We start from the raw sequence: 17,179 nt of genomic DNA on the forward strand, positions 1-17,179 counted from the left end.
TGATTCGCCGTTGGCAAACTTTTGCGTTACGGCGTTGCCTTTAAACAATTCATGCCACCGTATCACAACGGCTTTGTCAGATAATCGCTTAGCCTCATCATCGTCAACATGTAGAACAAGATGAGAGTGGTTACTCATCACCGCATATCCACACACATCAATACAAAATACAGCGCCTAGCGCTAGGAGTTTTTCCTCAATCCAACCGCGACGATGTTCGAAGGATTTGCCAGTAAGCGCATCTTCACCACACAAAAATGCACGGCGTACGCAGCGTGAGATACAGTGGTAGTATTTGGTGTCGGTTAAACTAATCAGTTTTTTACGGGCAGTAGCCATCGCTTTTTCCTCAATCCTTTGAGTTCAGAGTTAGAGCGTAGACGACATCTAATGAGCTTGCAAATTAGAGATGGATAAAGGTGGGTGTCATTTAAAAAAGTTTGCTTTTGAATATGATCTAAGTGAGATATTGATAATTAAAAGTGGGTGTCAACAATTTAAGTACTCCATTCGTCAGCAGTTAGCTACTTCATCAGGGGCTTGCTCATCAAGGTAAGTTAATAACGCATTTAAGTTTGCTGTGGTCGTGTTTGTAAACGCATCCAGTGTAAACTTGACTCCCAAAAGGCAATCTTGTGTTTGTTCGTCACTTGCTTCAATGCGAACAATTGTGCCTGTCAAGCCAATTAAATACAGTGGCAATGCATCTATATTATCGTGAAACACAAGGTCGAACTGAGTTAATTGAAACAGTCTCAACTTTTCATTGTAAGGTACGTGGATCTGCATTCCGGTGTGACTAATATTGATCACTTGGCCAGTAGTGAGTGAAGGTCTTGTAGTGATGTGTATTTGATGCTCTGGTAATGCCGAATGTCTAACCGACTGGCGCTTACTTGCGCTATTCCACGACTTGTTGACAGCTGCTTCAAGTTTGTCGGCTTTAAATGGCTTAACGACGAAGTGGCTTACGCCATTTTGTATTGCAGTAATTACAAAGTCACGTCCACCATTTGAAGTCATCATAATGAAGGGGATGTCTTTCAGCTTACTATGATTACGTACCTGATATAGCAGCTCTTCACCATTGAGTTCAGGCATATTCCAATCTGAAATGATGATATCAACTTTTTCAGAATCCAATATTTGCAGAGCGTGTTGGCCGTTTTTGGCTAACAATACTTTGTCTGAGCCTAACCGAGTATGGATGATATTTCTAACAAGGTTTCGAACTGTTAAACAGTCATCGACCACCAAAAATGTAACGTTTCTCACTGCTGTACAACCTGACCCAAAAATACGGGTTAACTATACCACACATCCGACCAGTTAATAAGTACTGCCACCAAGCTCTACTATTCGGTTGTAAACAATGGCAGACGCTTTAATGTGTTATTAATAAGCAAGCTAATTATACCTTGCTCCAATCGACTGCTGGAAGGGACTCGACTTGTGGTTTGGCAAAATAATATCCCTGCATTAATTTGATACCGGATAGTTTAAGGTATTCATACTCAGATTTCGTTTCAACGCCCTCCGCTAAGAGCCTTACACCAAGCAAGTCACATGTCAGTGAAATGCCTTTTAGAATAGCCTGTTTTGCTGGGTTGGTGGCAATATCAGTAATTAACGACATATCTAGTTTGATGAGGTCAGGCTGAAAGCCGCTCAATAAACTTAGCCCAGCATAACCCTCCCCAAAGTCATCAATAGCGGTTTTAAAACCGTTTTGACGATAGGTTTTAAATATTTTTGTCAAAAAGGCTCGGCTTACAACTTGCTCTTGTTCGGTCACTTCAAAGATGATTTGTGGTGCTGGAAACTGGCAGCGCTTGGCACTTTTGATCGTTGTGGCCAAACAGGCTTGAGGTTCATATATAGCTTGAGGCATAAAGTTAATATTTAGGTTGTCGGTTTTACTCAACTGTGAAAAGGTTTCAATAGCAGTGACTCGGCAGTGCTGATCAAAAGCATATTGATTTTCATCATTGACGTTGTTGAGTATTTCATAAGCGCTCTCGCCATTTTTGCCTCGAACTAAGGCTTCGTAGGAAAAGACAGCGCGAGCTTGTATATCAACGATGGGTTGAAATGCCATGGTAATATCAAAATCAAGCTTTCGTTTACATTTACACTGAGTCGGTATGATTTTTTCCATTGTCCTTCCTGTTATAATTACTTACCGCTAAATGTCTGTTCTAGCAAAGACTCTGTCTGTATCGCTATTTCCTTCATCTTAACAGCGTATGCTTCTAGTTTTTTTTCTTCTTCCGTTTTCGCTTTAAATTGAGGGATCTGGATAGGGTAGCCAGCCTGATCCATAGCAATAAAGCTAATGATACAGTGGTTGGTTTCGACCAGTCTTTGGGTTTTGGGGTCACCACACCTTACTTTAATAAAAATTTGCATACTGGTATTACCGGTATGAGCAATTTGGGCAGACACTTCAACAATTTGACCCACTAAAATCGGTCGGTGAAAGCGCATTCCAGCAACCGAAACGGTAACGCAGTAACTGCCGCTCCAGCCAGCTGCACAAGCGTACCCGGCTTGGTCTATCCATTTCATGACCATCCCACCATGTACTTTGCCGCCAAAGTTGACGTCAGTGGGCTCTGCTAGAAATCTAAAGGTGACGGATTGTTGCGACATAGACTTAGCTCTTATCACGTGAAAGATACGCTAAGTATAGGAAAGAAAGGGGCATTTCGCCCCGGCAATTTAGGATAAATTGGCATTACATGTTGGGATAGTTCGGACCACCAGCGCCTTCAGGTGTGACCCAAGTGATATTTTGGCTAGGATCTTTTATGTCGCAAGTTTTACAGTGAATACAGTTTTGCGCATTGATCACAAACTGTTTATCACCTTGCTCATTTTCGCTCACCTCATAAACACCTGCTGGACAGTAGCGTTGAGCAGGCTCATCAAATTTATCAAGGTTAACGCTAATTGGGATCTCGGCGTCTTTTAAATGCAGGTGGCACGGTTGAACTTCTTCATGGTTGGTATTGGATAAAAACACAGAAGACAGTTTATCAAAACTTAACTTACCATCCGGCTTTGGATAAGAGATTTTATCTGCTTCAGATGCCAGTTTAAGCTGGGCGTAGTCATGATGTTCATCCTTAATCGTAAATGGCAAAGAGCCAGAGAAGATATTTTGGTCAATCATATTGTAGGCACCGCCCATAATACGGCCTAACTTGTGCATGGCTGGGCCAAAATTACGTGATTGATACAGTTCATCATAAAGCCAGCTTGCTTTAAATTTGTCTGCAAAGCTGTGTAGATCTGAAGGTGCGTTTTCTTGGGTAAGGGCTTCAACGATTGCGTCGGCCGCAAGCATACCTGATTTCATGGCAGTATGATTGCCTTTAATTTTGGCAAAATTCAGAGTCCCTGCATCACAGCCCACCAATAAACCACCTGGGAAGTGCATTTTTGGTAAACTATGGAAGCCGCCTTTGGCTATTGCCCTTGCACCATAAGCAATACGTTCACCCCCTTCGAGTACACTGGCAAAAGTAGCGTGATGTTTCATGCGTTGGAATTCATCAAACGGGCTTAAGTGTGGATTGCTATAGTTCAAGTCAATGATTAAGCCAACGACGACTTGGTTATTTTCGGCATGGTACATAAATGAGCCACCGTGCGTGTCGTTATCGAGCGGCCAACCTGTGCCATGAACCACTAAGCCTTCTTTATGTTTGCTTGGATCAACCTGCCAAATTTCTTTAAAACCAATACCATAATGTTGAGGGGAAGCATCTTTATCGAGATCAAATTCAGCTATTAGCGTTTTACCTAAATGGCCTCTACAGCCTTCCGCAAAAACAGTGTATTTTGCACGCAGCTCCATGCCTGGCATGTAGCTATCTTTCGGCTGACCTTCTTTATCTAGGCCCATGTCACCGGTAATAATTCCTTTTACTTGCTTATCTTCGACAATCAATGAGTGGGCACTAAACCCTGGAAATATTTCTACCCCGAGCTGCTCTGCCTGTTCGGCTAGCCAGCGGCAGACATTACCCATAGAAACAATGTAATTGCCGTCATTTTTAAATGTTTTTGGAACCACTAAATGAGGTAGCTTGGTAGCATTTTGCTCATTTTTAAATAAATAGATATCATCAGCTGTGACTTTGGTGGTGACAGGTGCGCCTTTTCCCGCCCAATCAGGGATAAGCTCATCGAGTGCCTTAGTCTCAAACACTGCACCTGACAAAATATGTGCACCGACTTCCGAGCCTTTCTCGACTACACAGATCATTAATTCTTGTTGTTTTTCTTGCGCCTGTTGAGCGAGTCGGATAGCACAAGACAGGCCTGCGGGGCCTGCGCCAACTATCACAACATCAAACTCCATGGTTTCACGTTCGACCATTACTAACCTCACACTATTTGACGGTAGATTAACTAAAGAGAGGCTTTAGTTTGAATTTCGTTAAACTAAGGTTATTTGAGGTTGACGTTTACGTCAACAGGAAGTAGTCTGAATCCAATAAAATAATTTGTTGACGTAGACGTCAGCTTAGAGAATAACCAGATGATGGAGTAACCATGAAAGTACTTGTGCCAATCAAACGCGTGATTGATTACAACGTAAAGGCAAGAGTCAAACCTGACAACAGTGATGTTGATTTGAGCAACGTTAAAATGGCAATCAATCCGTTTTGTGAAATTGCAGTGGAAGAAGCGGTGCGCTTAAAAGAAGCCGGCTCGGCAACGGAAGTGATTGCAGTATCCATCGGCGACAAAGCTTGCCAAGAGCAACTTAGAACGGCTCTTGCTCTCGGTGCAGACAAAGCCATTCATATTGAAACGGATGCCAAGCTAGAATCACTGCACATAGCAAAACTACTTGCTAAGGCTGTAGAACAAGAAAGCCCAGAGCTAGTTATCTTAGGTAAACAGTCTATTGATTCTGACAACAACCAAACAGGTCAGATGCTAGCCGCACTTACCCAGCGTGGACAGGGGACATTTGCCTCTAAAGTAGTGATTGAAGGTGATAAAGTACAAGTTACTCGCGAGGTGGATGGCGGCTTACAAACCGTGTCACTGTCGCTTCCTGCTATCATTACCACCGATTTACGCTTAAATGAGCCTCGTTATGCATCGTTACCAAATATCATGAAAGCGAAACGCAAACCATTAGATGTAATCGCGGCAGATTCGCTCGGAGTTGATTTAGCACCTCGCATTGAGCTGTTAAAAGTCGAAGAGCCAGCCAAGCGCTCAGGTGGGGTGATGGTTGAAAGTGTTGAAGAGTTGGTAAACAAGTTAAAAACTGAAGCAAAGGTGATCTCATGAGCGTATTAGTTATTGCTGAGCACGAAAGTGGTGTACTAAAACCTGAAACCGCAAAGGTCGTTGCTGCTGCGACTAAAATCGCAAGCGAGATCACAGTGTTAGTTGCGGGCCACAATATTACTGAAGCGGCAAATCACTCGGCGCAACTGGCAGGCGTACAAAAGGTTATTTCGGTTGATGATACTGAATTTGAACATCAATTAGCAGAAAATACAGCGGAGCTGGTTGTTGAATTAGCCGGAGATTTTTCTCATATTTTATTTTCGGCTTCTACTACGGGTAAAAATATAGCCCCACGAGTAGCCGCGTTGCTAGATAAATCTCAAATCTCAGAAATCATAGACGTGATCGACGCAGACACGTTTAAGCGCCCAATTTATGCAGGTAATGCTATTGCCACTGTAAAATCACTAGACTCACAAAAAGTGATCACGGTACGTGCTTCAGCATTTGATGCGGTAAACTCACAAACAGCTTGTGACATTGATAACCGCTCGCAAAGTATTGCGTCTCAATTTAGTGAGTTTGTGAGTATTGAACAAACTGAATCTGAACGTCCCGAACTAACGGCGGCACCTGTGGTGATTTCTGGTGGCCGCGGCATGCAAAATGGCGAAAACTTTGCGCTACTTAACGGCATTGCAGATAAGTTAGGTGCAGCAATTGGTGCATCGCGTGCTGCGGTTGATGCTGGCTTTGTTCCAAACGATATGCAAGTGGGTCAAACTGGCAAAATAGTCGCACCGGACCTGTATATTGCAGTGGGGATCAGCGGTGCCATCCAACACCTTGCAGGTATGAAAGACTCTAAGGTGATTGTGGCAATAAACAAAGACCCTGAAGCGCCTATTTTCCAGGTAGCCGATTACGGCTTGGTTGCGGATCTATTTGATGCGCTACCAGAGCTTGAGCAGGCGCTGTAAGTCTTGTAGTGTAGCTAGCCTACACAAAGCGTAATAATTCTGGTTGTTAAAGCCGTTGTACCTTTGGTCGCGGCTTTTTTCATGCCTTGCGGAGGGAATGTGCTAACCGGGTTAAATCACATCACAATCACAGTGTCTAACCTAAAAACATCACTGGATTTTTACTGCGACTTGCTGGGATGTGAGCTTTGGGTCACTTGGGATAAAGGGGCATATTTAACGCTTGGTGACGTATGGTTTTGTTTGTCTTTGGGAGAGCCATCTCCGAGCTTAGATTACAGTCACATTGCGTTCAATATTGCTGCGCAAGATTTTACCGCTTTTTCTCAAGCGATAATGGCAAAGGGGGTTGATGTATGGCAGCAAAATAGCAGCGAAGGAGATTCGCTCTATATTTATGACCCCGATCATCACAAATTAGAGATCCACTGCGGTGGTTTGCAAAGTCGATTGAAAAGTTTGCAACAGCAACCATATTCAGGTCTTATTTGGCATAAAACGCTGTGATTCTATTTTATCGAATACTTGTATCTTTAATTCATTATTTTACTTCCTAGCTTTGGCTTCCATACTAAAACAAAACACAATGGAGCAAAGTAGTGGCAATTCAGCTTACGGGCAAAACCCATGATATTGGTGGCATTTCAGTCAACCGTGTGTTGCCTCAGCGTGCAAAGCGTATGGTTGGTCCTTTTATCTTTTTTGATCAAATGGGGCCTGGTAAATTCAGTTCCGGTGACGGTATTGATGTAAGACCGCATCCACATATAGGGCTAGCAACGCTAACGTATTTGTTCGAAGGCAGTTTGCTTCATCGCGACTCCCTTGGTAATCAACTTGAGATCCACCCAGGGGACGTGAATTGGATGGTGGCAGGACGCGGAATTGTGCACTCCGAGAGAGAGTCGTTTGAAACCAAAGCACAACCTCATGCTATTCATGGTTTACAGTGTTGGGTTGCATTACCAGAACAACATGCAGAAGTGGAGCCAAGCTTCTGTCACGTCACTCGCTTAAAATTACCAACAAGACAGCTTGAGGGCGTGATGGCACGAGTGATCATTGGCAGTGCTTATGGCTTGCATTCACCTGTACCAACCTTTTCATCGATGTTTTACGTTGATGTAATGGCAAAAGCCGGAGGGCATATAGAAAGACCAAGCCAAACACAAGAGGTGGGTGTATATGTTATTTACGGCGAAGTTACGGTGTTCAATAAATCATATGGTCCGCAATCATTTATACTACTTGAAGAGCAAGACTTGCAATTACACTTTAGCGAAAATAGCCGTGTAATCTTGCTTGGTGGAGAAGCTTTTACAAAAATACCGTATATAGACTGGAATTTTGTGTCATTTAGTAAAGCACGCATTGAACAAGCCAAACAAGATTGGCGTGAAGAAAAGTTTGATCTCATTCCAGCAGATCGGCTCGAGCATATTCCATTACCTTAAGCGATACTGGGCGCTACAATAAATAAGCGAGCGCCCATGTGCACATATTAGTAGTCGTAGCTAATATGCTGAAAGAATCGCACGTTAACATCTTGTTTTTCAATGTTAATAGGCAGCTGCTCTACAAAACGTTTAATCGTGGTTTCAACATGGTTCATAAAACGGCCATAACCCATATCTTTTTTGTCTTTATCGTTTGCAACAATAACAAAGCGTATAGTGTCAACTAAGTTGGCTTCATTAAACAAAGAATAGACCTGTTTATCGCCTGAGCTTGTATCAAAGCTGAGCTTTTGTAATTCGCGATTGGTATCGGACTTATCAATTTTAGCACTTCTGATGATAGGCAAACGACCATCCGCAACCATAGCTGCCATATTCATTTGTTTATCAGCACAAGCTGATAAGAAGGCATCTTCTAACGTACGATAAAACTGACCGTAGTCTCCTGGATGCATTTGGCTTTGATATTCTGTTTTAATAGCACGAGAAACTGGTATATTAAATGTGGCATAGGTCATCTCGCTGTGTGTTTCTGGTAATGAGCAGTTACGTGCTTGGTATCGCGGGTAGAGTGCCCTTAGTTTGTAGCCATAAGATTCTTTATCACCTTTTGCTTTGGCAAATAGGTCATACGTCAAGTGCTGGTGATCACGTACCCTAAATTGCGGCGTGCTTTTTACCATAGTTTCTTTTAGTGCACCCAGTACTTTTTTTACTTTACTGTGAAAGTTAGCAGCATTTGCCCGCAGTTCGTTACCTGTTGCTAAGAATAATAAGCGAATTTTACGGGATTGATAGCCCGGGTTGATATACGTTTGATGCGCTTCGTGAAACTTTGGATTATAAAAAAACAAAATCTGTTTTTGCGTTTGCATTGTGTATGCTTCATCGTGGTAACGTACCACAGGCAATTTGTCGTTAGCGATAACATGAACATTATGCAGTTCGTATTCATCACATAGCGCAAATAGTTGTCTAGATAAGCGCTCGTAACAGGCGTCACTTGAGTCAAAACATGCGTAAAATTCGTCGTCCGGTTTAAACTCTGCGAGAAGATAGTGGTTGTTTCTCGCTTTAGTAGAAATGTAAACACGATTTAAATTCATTGAAGCCATTACTTGGTCCTTTCCTCGGTAACTTGACTTAGGAATGTTTGATTAACATACGCTCAGGTTAGTTAATAAACACTCAGATGGCGCAACTATAGGATGAAGTTGTGACGAAAATATTGCGCTAGAACAAAATTTGTCACAAAAATGCGGTTAACAAATAATCAAATAAAGAAATCTTGATACAGCGCAGATAATAGCTGTAAGTTCTGCTGAGTTTTTGTAATAATGCCGAGGTTAACTAAGAGCATAATTCAGAGGAAAGATTTCCTATGGCGGAAACTGAAAATCGCCCATCAAACTTCATTCGCAACATTATTGATGCGGATCTTGCTAGTGGCAAACATGCGTCAACACACACGCGTTTTCCACCAGAGCCAAATGGCTTTTTACACATTGGCCATGCTAAATCAATTTGCTTAAATTTTGGTATTGCCCAAGATTACCAAGGTAAATGTAACCTACGTTTTGACGATACCAATCCAGAAAAAGAAGATATCAATTACGTCAAATCTATCAAAGAAGACGTACACTGGCTTGGCTTTGAGTGGGATGGTGAGATTTGTTACTCGTCTAACTACTTTGACAAATTATACAGCTATGCCGTTAAGCTTATTGAAAATGGTAAGGCTTATGTTTGCTTTTTGTCACCAGACCAAGCTCGCGAATATCGCGGTACGCTAACTGAACCTGGTAAAGACAGCCCTTATCGTAATACTTCACCAGAAGAAAACTTGGCCTTATTCGAAAAAATGAAAAACGGCGAGTTTAAAGAAGGTGAATGCGTACTACGAGCTAAAATCGATATGGCTAGCTCATTCATGGTACTTCGCGATCCTATTATTTATCGCGTACGCTTTGCACATCACCACCAAACCGGTGACAAGTGGTGTATTTACCCAATGTATGACTTTACCCACTGTATCTCGGATGCGCTTGAAGGGATCACACACTCTTTGTGTACGCTAGAATTCCAAGACAACCGTCGCTTGTACGATTGGGTGTTAGATAATATCAGCATTGATTGTCACCCACAGCAGATCGAGTTTTCTCGTTTAAATCTTGAATACACTGTGATGTCAAAGCGTAAGCTCAATGACCTAGTCGTAAATAATCATGTTGAAGGGTGGGATGACCCACGTATGCCTACAATTGCAGGTCTTCGTCGTCGTGGTTATACACCTGCGGCCATTCGCGAGTTTTGTAAGCGTATTGGTGTAACCAAAATGGATAACATGGTTGAAATGGGCATGCTTGAAGCATGTATCCGTGACGACTTAAACGAAAATGCCCCAAGGGCGATGGCTGTGCTGGATCCGGTTAAGGTTGTGATCGAAAACTTTGATGCCGACAAAGTAGAAATGCTACAAGCGCCAAATCACCCAACACTAGACATGGGCGAACGTGAGCTTCCGTTTACGCGTGAAATCTATATCGAGAAAGAAGACTTCCGTGTTGAAGCGAACAAAAAATTCAAACGTTTGGTACTAGGCAAAGAAGTGCGTCTTCGTAATGCATATGTTATTAAAGCCGAGCGTATTGAAGAAGACGAAAACGGTAACATTACAACTATTTACTGTACTTACGACTCAGACACGCTTGGTAAAAACCCAGCCGATGGCCGTAAAGTGAAAGGGGTAATTCACTGGGTATCTGCTTCGCACTGTATCGAAGCACCAGTACGTCAGTACGACCGTTTATTCACCGTTCCAAACCCAGCGGCTGCAGAAGACTTCACAGAAGTTCTCAACCCAGACTCATTAGTGACAATTGAACATGCTAAGCTTGAGCCTGCGCTAGCAAACGCTAAGCCTGAGCAAGGTTATCAATTTGAACGTTTGGGTTACTTCTGCCGAGACAACAAGTCTGAGGCGCTAGTGTTTAACCAAACTGTTGGTCTACGTGACTCGTGGGCTAAAATAGAACAGCAAGGTTAATACCGAATGAGGTCGGCTTATGCCGGCCTTTTTTATTGCTTTAACGTTATCCGCGACCTATGTCAGAAAAATCCATCCAACATTTTTATATCAACGAACAGCAGTCCATCTACCTGCTTTCTCATCATGACGCAAAAAAGCACCGTCAATGGCTTAATATCTGTAAAAAACAGCTCTCTTTACTGGGCTATAAAAATGTTGAAGTTATTGGCTCAGGAGCGTTTGGCTTTGTATTTGCGGGTACGAGCGATATAGGCAGAGACTGGGTATTTAAGTTTTCTCGGATCACACTAGCTCAGAGTGTGCGCGATAGGCTTGAAGATGAAGGTTACATGTTGTCGCAAATTGACAACCCAATGGTGCCCAAGTTTTACGCGTTTGAGCGAGTAAAAAAGCAGGGCATTTTGATGATGGAGCGTGCTCCGGGAGAAGATTTAGAAAAAGTCTCACTTAAAAAAGGCCGTTTCAGCGCGCATGAATTAGTAAGTTTGGCACTTAAACTGCGAAACGTTTTGGTTGATTTGCGCGAGAGACGCAATGGCATGTCACCTCAGCCCATTGTGCATGGAGACATTAAACCATCTAATATCGTTTGGGATGAAGCCTCAGATGGCTTCTCTTTAGTTGATTGGGGAAGCTCAGTCTATGCTCAGGTGGACGTGTATGGCGAGCCTATCGCGAGCAATATCATGGATTTGATGTCATCTGATGTAAGTACGACTAACGCTCGGATGGGAGATGTGTATTTTATTGGCGATGAACAAATGTCGGGTGCACAATCTTCCCCTCGCTTCGATGAACAAGGCGTTGCATCGACGATTTATGCACTGGCCAGTGCACAATCATGTCGTTTTGGTGCTCAGGTCATTCCTGCTAGCGCTTTGGGGCTGCCAAAAGTATTTGCGCAGGTGCTGGATGGCATGCTTAGCAAAGACAAAGCAACAAGGGATAGCGCTGGGGATTACTTTGTTCGTAATATGCCAGCAATGGCAAAAATGTATTTACCGGATTTAACACTGTCAGAGAAAAAATCCCGCATTCCTTTTTGGACCTACGAAACCACAGTTAAGCCTGAAACGGTCGTCTATAGCTCACGCAAGCAGTTTTTGCGTCGTGCTGACGATAAACACAATCTAAGAGACGTAAACGACGCGCAATTAGATAGATATTATAAAGAGTTTTTGTTTGATACCGGCGATACCGAGAAAGCCTTTTTGGCCTCAATCAGCAGACTAGCAAAATATCCGGTCGTTGGTGGTCTTAGTTTTCATTGGAAAGACGCCCAGGTATTTGTTGAGTCGAGTCTTATTTTACACGATGAAACATTGAGTCTTGCATTTAAAGACGCGTTGAACGCCACCGTAATGATTGCGCAGGGGATCAAACAAAAAGGCTTGTTTAAATGCTGTTTGTTCGACGCGCGGCAAACTATTCAATTGACTCGTGACGGCACTGGTGCGTTCCAATTTAACCATCTGCCAGAACTAGAATTTAGCGTTAGCGATATTTCGAGCAATGAAATTACACGCCCGCATTCATACTTTGAAGACGGCAAAGATCCAGATGAACAGCTGCAGCTGCCCAGACAGATAATTCAATGCGTGTTCGAGTTAAATCAGATCCACCATACAGGTTGCATCATTTTTGAATCGTTGCAAGATAGGATGAAAATCCATTATTACTACCGGCTACTTGATGCTAATAAAGAAGCGCAATTTAAGGCGCTACTGACTCGGATCATGCAATACGCGGTTAGTATTCAAGATTATGGCGTAGCAGGGTTTATGAAGCTGCCCTATAAAAATACACGTGAGTTTGCTTTATGCGACCGTCAGCCTGACTTTTTCTTTCCCAAAAACCCCAAAACATTTGTTGTTAACACTTAGGTGCTACTTAGGTGTTAGTACCACTTCTGGCCAGTCATTAACTACTAGTTCTTTACACTAATTACAGTGAAAGCAGGAGTGGTAAACATGACAACACAATTTCAAATTAACGCGATTGACTACAAACAATTTAAGCATTTGTTTTCTTTGAGCGATGAAGAATTAGCGGCATTACATGCTAAGAAGCTCGTCGTTGACGCTAAACCCGGCTATCCTTGTCGCGTTTCCCTACAAGAAGCTGAGATTGGGGAGGTGGTGTTGTTATTACATTATCAGCACCATACTACTTTATCGCCATATCGCTCTTCTGGGCCTATCTTTGTGAGGGAAAATGCAGTACTGGCAGAGCCTAAAGTTAATGAAGTGCCGGAAATCTTGCAAACCAGATCACTGTCCATCAGGGCCTACGACAGCTTGGGTGTAATGATTGAGGCGCAAATCGTAAAAGGAATGGAAATTAGAGACTGCCTCCATACCATATTTGATGACCATAAAATCGAATATGTGCATATTCACAATGCAAACCCCGGTTGCTTTAATTGCATCGCGAGCAGAGTATAGGAAAAAGAAGGTGGATCTGCCCGGGCTAAAACCAATCTGCTGAGTCTTTCAGAGTTGATGGTGTCAAGTTGAGGCTCTTGCTGATTTATGAAATAGTGACTATACCAATTCAAATGGCGATAACCTAGCTGACGAAGGAAAGTGATGAGCAATCAACTCGCTTGCGATAGCAATGCTATTCGTAAGTCTATAGAAGTGCTGTACAAGCAAGAAAGCCGGAAAATTTACGCCACACTGATCCGCCTTCTAGGTGACTTTGAGTTAGCGGAAGAAGCATTGCAAGACGCGTTTAATGTGGCGTTAAAACATTGGCCTACTCAAGGCATGCCAGAAAACCCAGTCCCTTGGTTAATTTCTACTGGTCGCTTTAAATCCATTGATGCAATACGTAAACAGCAACGTCAAAGAGAAAAGCTAGAAGTTGCTGCTACTGACTTGGATGGGGTTTCTGACATCGCAGGCCAAGCTCAAGAGCAAAACGCCAATGCAATTGAAGATGACCAATTGCGGTTAATTTTTACTTGCTGCCATCCGGCTATTGATCCAAAAGTACAAGTTGCGCTTACTCTGCGGGAGGTCTGTGGACTAACAACAGAAGAAATTGCCAGTGCATTTTTGGTGTCAAACACAACAATGGCACAACGAATTGTGCGCGGCAAAGCGAAGATCCGTGATGCCTGTATTCCGTTCGAGCTGCCAGACGACACTGACTTTAACAACCGACTTGATGCGGTGCTCACGGTTATCTATCTGGTCTTTAATGAAGGGTATTCAGCAACACAAGGCGAACTTGCAATACGCAGTGAACTGACTTCGGAGGCCATCCGCTTAACTCGTTTACTTTATTCTCTAACGTCAGATCCAGAAGTGGCGGGGTTACTCGCCTTGATGCTCTTGAATGATGCTAGAAAGGCGGCGCGCACCAATGCCAGCGGTGACATCATTTTAATGGAAGATCAAGACCGAAGCCTTTGGAGTAAAGATATGATTGCAGAAGGTACGCAGTTGGTCGCTGAAATAATGCGCACCGGTGAATATGGCTTTTACACCATTCAGGCGGCTATCTCTGCGACTCATGCTGTTGCGACAACTGCAGCGGCGACAGACTGGTCACAGATTGTTGAATTATATGCTCAGCTACACCAAGTGAGCCCGTCTCCTGTTATTGAGCTCAACCAAGCGGTTGCAATCGCTATGAAAGAGGGGCCGGATGCGGGTATAACCATTATAGAGCGGCTATTTGAGCACAAAGAAATGCAAAGGTATCACTTGGCTCATGCGGCTTATGGCGAACTATTATCTCGTGCTGGCAGAACGGCTAGTGCGATTAATGCATTTAAAACAGCTCTCAATTTAACAACGCAATTACCAGAGCAAAGGGTTCTCAAACAAAAGCTTCTCAAGCTCGGTGAAAATTAATTAAAAAAATTTTTCCTTACTTTGTCGATCTCTAAAGAATGCATTCGACTAGAGTGTATAGAGCTCTTTATTTACTAAAACCGCAGGTAACCTTTGGTTATTCAGCTCTATTTAACCTGAGGTTATTTGCAAAAGACAACAGGAGAATTGACGATGAAAGTAATGGTGATTGTAAAAGCAAGTGAAGGGTCTGAAGCAGGGGAGCTACCAACAGCGGAATTAATGGCTGCGATGGGAGAATTCAATAATGCTTTAGTTGATGCTGGAATAATGACTTCTGGTGACGGCTTAAAGCCGAGTAAAGAGGGAGTTCGCGTTCGTTTTAAAGGCGAAGAACGCATTGTAACTAAAGGGCCTTTTGCAGAGACTAATGAGTTAATTGCGGGTTATTGGGTTTGGGAAGTAACATCAATGGAAGAGGCGCTAGAATGGGTTAAGCGCTGCCCTAATCCCATGAATGAGGAATCTGATATTGAAGTTCGACCGTTTTATGAAATGGCTGACTTTGCGGATATCGATCCCAGCGGCGAAATCCTCGAAGACGAAGAACAATTAAGACAAAAGATTGCGATGCAAACCGCGCATGTTTGCAATTATTTGTTTTTTGCAGGGCGTACCGAAGAGGCACTTGAATACTATCAACAGCATCTACGTGCCAAAGTCGGTCTGCTTATGCGCTTTAACGAAAGTCCAGATCCTATCCCTGATGGCGCAATACCAGAAAACTTCTCAGATAAAGTAATGCACTGTGAGTTTTGTATTGGCGATATGAAGATTTTTGCATCTGACGGCTGTGGTGATGATGCTTCGTTTGCAGGATTTAGCCTGTCTATAACCATTGATTCTGAACAAGAAGCTCACCGGGCATTCAATGCTTTAGCAGATGGTGGCACGGTCAGAATGCCATTACAAGAAACATTTTGGTCCCCCCTTTATGGTCAAGTAGTTGATAAATTCGGTGTTGGGTGGATGGTGATGCTACCTAGTAACGCCGCTAATTGACCACGAGTACGGAATAGATAAGTCAAAGCGAGCAGCAAAAGATACTCGCTATTCAGATACCAATTAATAAGGAGCTGGACACACAATGAAATATGTCGCTTTGGTTTATTACGATGAACAAGCAATGGAAAAGCTCTCACAAGATGAATGGGACGCACTTAACCGTGAATGTATCTTGTGTGGGGAAGCATTAAAAGAGCGCGAGCAGATGATAGGGGGTAACGCGTTGCTCTCAACTCAAAGTGCGACAACATTGCGGATACGAGCGGGTAAAGTCGATATTACCGATGGTCCATTCGCAGAGACTAAAGAGCAGCTAGCGGGCTTTTATTTACTTGATGTCAAAGACTTAAATGAGGCCATCCAAGCGGCTAGCAAAATTCCGCCAGCGCGCTATGGCAGCATCGAAATTCGGCCAGTTCGCGAGTTGCAAGACGAGAACAATGTCAGCTATGAAGCACAAAAACGTGATTAATTTAGGAGGAAAAATGAGTTATATAGATGGTTTTGTATGCGCTGTACCCACCAATAAGCGTGAAGAATATCGTGCACATGCCAGTAAAGCGGCAAAAGTGTTTAAAAAGTTTGGAGCAGAACGCGTTGTTGAGGCATGGGGGGATGATGTTCCTGACGGAACGCTTACCTCTTTTCCACTGGCTGTAAAATGTAAGCCTGATGAAACTGTGGTGTTTTCCTGGATCACTTGGCCTTCAAAAGAAGTCCGTGATGCTGGAATGGCAGAAGTATTTAAAGATCCTATTTGCGATCAAGAAGCTAATCCAATGCCGTTTGATGGCAAAAGGCTTATCTATGGTGGCTTTAAGACAATAGTAGAGTGTTAACCTTAGTTAACCTGAGCTGCGGATAATTAATGCCTTTCTAGCAGCCAGTTTTAGCGCTAACTGCGTTGAATTCACTTCCAATAGCCAGCTATTGGTGCGTAAATTCGCCTTGCCTACAGGATGTAGGTACCTTAGCGAGAGCAGTACGCGGAAGCGGTGTTTTCCCTAAAACTCTCTGGCCAGACAAGGAAAAAACTAAGTTGTGCTTTAGCAACAATGAGTTGGAACATTCCTTATCCAAACCTCGGGTTAGTTATTAAATTGGGCTGAGTTATCAGTCCAATTGACATGGAGCAGATATATGCCGAACTTTACCATTACCACGTTTGATTGGGTGCCTGAGCTGCCAAGAGGATATGTCAGGGATATTCGCTTGCGCTGGGCGCTAGAAGAGGCGGGCATACCCTATGATATAGAACTTACCGCTTTCAAAGAACGAGAAAATGCGCATTATTTACATCAACCATTTGGCCAAGTCCCTTGGCTTAGTCATGAAGATAAGGACATATTCGAAAGTGGCGCTGGTCTGTTATACATCGCTGAACATAGCGATGAGTTAATATCCACAGAAAATAGATCATCGGTAATACAGTGGTTATTCGCCGCGCTCAACTCTGTAGAAATGGCAACTCTTCCATGGACAATTTTGAGATTTTCTGGAGATACTTTTGAGAGTGATGGTGGCAAAGCGATAGAGCGATTTTTACATAGCCGCTTGAAACACATG

General features: G+C 43.1%; 17 protein-coding genes and 1 pseudogene. 12 read left to right on the plus strand and 6 right to left on the minus strand.

Features of this window, described 5'->3' with window-relative positions; translation table 11 throughout:
* From CEX98_RS07410 to CEX98_RS07430, 5 genes and pseudogenes are all read right to left on the minus strand, one after another.
* Positions 1 to 339, minus strand: a pseudogene (locus CEX98_RS07410) (transposase); the annotation flags it as partial.
* Positions 340 to 513: 174 nt separating this feature from the next.
* Positions 514 to 1,275: a response regulator gene (locus CEX98_RS07415; RefSeq protein ID WP_099641461.1), complete on the minus strand. Its 762-nt coding sequence runs from the start codon at positions 1,273 to 1,275 to the stop codon at positions 514 to 516.
* A 136-nt stretch (positions 1,276 to 1,411) separates the two neighbouring features.
* Positions 1,412 to 2,158, minus strand: a complete 747-nt coding sequence (locus CEX98_RS07420) for an EAL domain-containing protein (RefSeq protein WP_099641462.1) — start codon at positions 2,156 to 2,158, stop codon at positions 1,412 to 1,414.
* Between the two features lie 17 nt (positions 2,159 to 2,175).
* Positions 2,176 to 2,652 carry an acyl-CoA thioesterase gene (locus CEX98_RS07425; RefSeq protein WP_099641463.1) on the minus strand — a complete coding sequence of 159 codons (477 nt, stop codon included), beginning with the start codon at positions 2,650 to 2,652 and terminating at the stop codon, positions 2,176 to 2,178.
* Positions 2,653 to 2,737: 85 nt separating this feature from the next.
* Entirely contained in the window at positions 2,738 to 4,387 is a 1,650-nt protein-coding gene (locus tag CEX98_RS07430) for an electron transfer flavoprotein-ubiquinone oxidoreductase (protein ID WP_099641464.1), read from the minus strand.
* A gap of 176 nt (positions 4,388 to 4,563) precedes the next feature.
* Between CEX98_RS07430 and CEX98_RS07435 the strand changes: the two genes are divergently transcribed.
* The 4 genes from CEX98_RS07435 to CEX98_RS07450 all read left to right on the plus strand — a co-directional run bounded on the left by CEX98_RS07435 (position 4,564) and on the right by CEX98_RS07450 (position 7,693).
* Complete coding sequence (locus CEX98_RS07435) at positions 4,564 to 5,316, plus strand: electron transfer flavoprotein subunit beta/FixA family protein (RefSeq protein ID WP_099641465.1); 753 nt, start codon at positions 4,564 to 4,566, stop codon at positions 5,314 to 5,316.
* Entirely contained in the window at positions 5,313 to 6,239 is a 927-nt protein-coding gene (locus tag CEX98_RS07440; RefSeq protein WP_099641466.1) for an electron transfer flavoprotein subunit alpha/FixB family protein, read from the plus strand. The genes CEX98_RS07435 and CEX98_RS07440 overlap by 4 nt, the downstream gene beginning before the upstream one ends.
* Positions 6,240 to 6,338: 99 nt before the next feature.
* Positions 6,339 to 6,746 (plus strand): fosfomycin resistance glutathione transferase, encoded by a 408-nt coding sequence (gene fos, locus CEX98_RS07445; RefSeq protein WP_099641467.1) that lies wholly within the window; start codon positions 6,339 to 6,341, stop codon positions 6,744 to 6,746.
* Between the two features lie 92 nt (positions 6,747 to 6,838).
* Positions 6,839 to 7,693 carry a pirin family protein gene (locus CEX98_RS07450; protein WP_099641468.1) on the plus strand — a complete coding sequence of 285 codons (855 nt, stop codon included), beginning with the start codon at positions 6,839 to 6,841 and terminating at the stop codon, positions 7,691 to 7,693.
* A 47-nt stretch (positions 7,694 to 7,740) separates the two neighbouring features.
* Here CEX98_RS07450 and CEX98_RS07455 read toward each other — a convergent pair whose 3' ends face one another.
* Positions 7,741 to 8,811, minus strand: a complete 1,071-nt coding sequence (locus CEX98_RS07455) for a DUF3083 family protein (protein WP_099641469.1) — start codon at positions 8,809 to 8,811, stop codon at positions 7,741 to 7,743.
* 266 nt (positions 8,812 to 9,077) lie between these two features.
* Here CEX98_RS07455 and glnS point away from each other — a divergent pair, with 266 nt between their 5' ends.
* The 8 genes from glnS to CEX98_RS07495 all read left to right on the plus strand — a co-directional run.
* Entirely contained in the window at positions 9,078 to 10,742 is a 1,665-nt protein-coding gene (glnS, locus tag CEX98_RS07460; RefSeq protein WP_099641470.1) for a glutamine--tRNA ligase, read from the plus strand.
* 59 nt (positions 10,743 to 10,801) lie between these two features.
* Complete coding sequence (locus tag CEX98_RS07465) at positions 10,802 to 12,628, plus strand: protein kinase domain-containing protein (RefSeq protein WP_099641471.1); 1,827 nt, start codon at positions 10,802 to 10,804, stop codon at positions 12,626 to 12,628.
* A gap of 87 nt (positions 12,629 to 12,715) precedes the next feature.
* Positions 12,716 to 13,189: a DUF1203 domain-containing protein gene (locus tag CEX98_RS07470; protein WP_099641472.1), complete on the plus strand. Its 474-nt coding sequence runs from the start codon at positions 12,716 to 12,718 to the stop codon at positions 13,187 to 13,189.
* Positions 13,190 to 13,333: 144 nt separating this feature from the next.
* Entirely contained in the window at positions 13,334 to 14,608 is a 1,275-nt protein-coding gene (locus tag CEX98_RS07475) for an RNA polymerase sigma factor (protein ID WP_099641473.1), read from the plus strand.
* A gap of 153 nt (positions 14,609 to 14,761) precedes the next feature.
* On the plus strand, positions 14,762 to 15,610 hold the full coding sequence (locus CEX98_RS07480; protein ID WP_099641474.1) for a YciI family protein: 849 nt from the start codon (positions 14,762 to 14,764) through the stop codon (positions 15,608 to 15,610).
* An 85-nt stretch (positions 15,611 to 15,695) separates the two neighbouring features.
* Positions 15,696 to 16,085, plus strand: a complete 390-nt coding sequence (locus CEX98_RS07485) for a YciI family protein (RefSeq protein WP_099641475.1) — start codon at positions 15,696 to 15,698, stop codon at positions 16,083 to 16,085.
* 13 nt (positions 16,086 to 16,098) lie between these two features.
* Positions 16,099 to 16,452 (plus strand): DUF1428 domain-containing protein, encoded by a 354-nt coding sequence (locus CEX98_RS07490; protein WP_099641476.1) that lies wholly within the window; start codon positions 16,099 to 16,101, stop codon positions 16,450 to 16,452.
* 301 nt (positions 16,453 to 16,753) lie between these two features.
* Positions 16,754 to 17,179: glutathione S-transferase (locus CEX98_RS07495; protein WP_099641477.1), on the plus strand; the 426-nt coding region annotated here is incomplete at its 3' end.

It is taken from the genome of Pseudoalteromonas piscicida, assembly GCF_002744175.1.
Classification (GTDB): domain Bacteria; phylum Pseudomonadota; class Gammaproteobacteria; order Enterobacterales; family Alteromonadaceae; genus Pseudoalteromonas; species Pseudoalteromonas piscicida_B.

What these genes read in the sequence shown, in the direction of transcription:
- CEX98_RS07475 (WP_099641473.1), top strand. Translation starts at nt 13,334, where the DNA reads ATGAGCAATCAACTCGCTTGCGATAGCAATGCTATTCGTAAGTCTATA.
- CEX98_RS07425 (WP_099641463.1), bottom strand. Translation starts at nt 2,652, where the DNA reads ATGTCGCAACAATCCGTCACCTTTAGATTTCTAGCAGAGCCCACTGAC.
- CEX98_RS07470 (WP_099641472.1), top strand. Translation starts at nt 12,716, where the DNA reads ATGACAACACAATTTCAAATTAACGCGATTGACTACAAACAATTTAAG.
- glnS (WP_099641470.1), top strand. Translation starts at nt 9,078, where the DNA reads ATGGCGGAAACTGAAAATCGCCCATCAAACTTCATTCGCAACATTATT.
- CEX98_RS07485 (WP_099641475.1), top strand. Translation starts at nt 15,696, where the DNA reads ATGAAATATGTCGCTTTGGTTTATTACGATGAACAAGCAATGGAAAAG.
- CEX98_RS07490 (WP_099641476.1), top strand. Translation starts at nt 16,099, where the DNA reads ATGAGTTATATAGATGGTTTTGTATGCGCTGTACCCACCAATAAGCGT.
- CEX98_RS07440 (WP_099641466.1), top strand. Translation starts at nt 5,313, where the DNA reads ATGAGCGTATTAGTTATTGCTGAGCACGAAAGTGGTGTACTAAAACCT.
- CEX98_RS07435 (WP_099641465.1), top strand. Translation starts at nt 4,564, where the DNA reads ATGAAAGTACTTGTGCCAATCAAACGCGTGATTGATTACAACGTAAAG.
- CEX98_RS07420 (WP_099641462.1), bottom strand. Translation starts at nt 2,158, where the DNA reads ATGGAAAAAATCATACCGACTCAGTGTAAATGTAAACGAAAGCTTGAT.
- CEX98_RS07430 (WP_099641464.1), bottom strand. Translation starts at nt 4,387, where the DNA reads ATGGTCGAACGTGAAACCATGGAGTTTGATGTTGTGATAGTTGGCGCA.
- CEX98_RS07465 (WP_099641471.1), top strand. Translation starts at nt 10,802, where the DNA reads ATGTCAGAAAAATCCATCCAACATTTTTATATCAACGAACAGCAGTCC.
- CEX98_RS07480 (WP_099641474.1), top strand. Translation starts at nt 14,762, where the DNA reads ATGAAAGTAATGGTGATTGTAAAAGCAAGTGAAGGGTCTGAAGCAGGG.
- CEX98_RS07455 (WP_099641469.1), bottom strand. Translation starts at nt 8,811, where the DNA reads ATGGCTTCAATGAATTTAAATCGTGTTTACATTTCTACTAAAGCGAGA.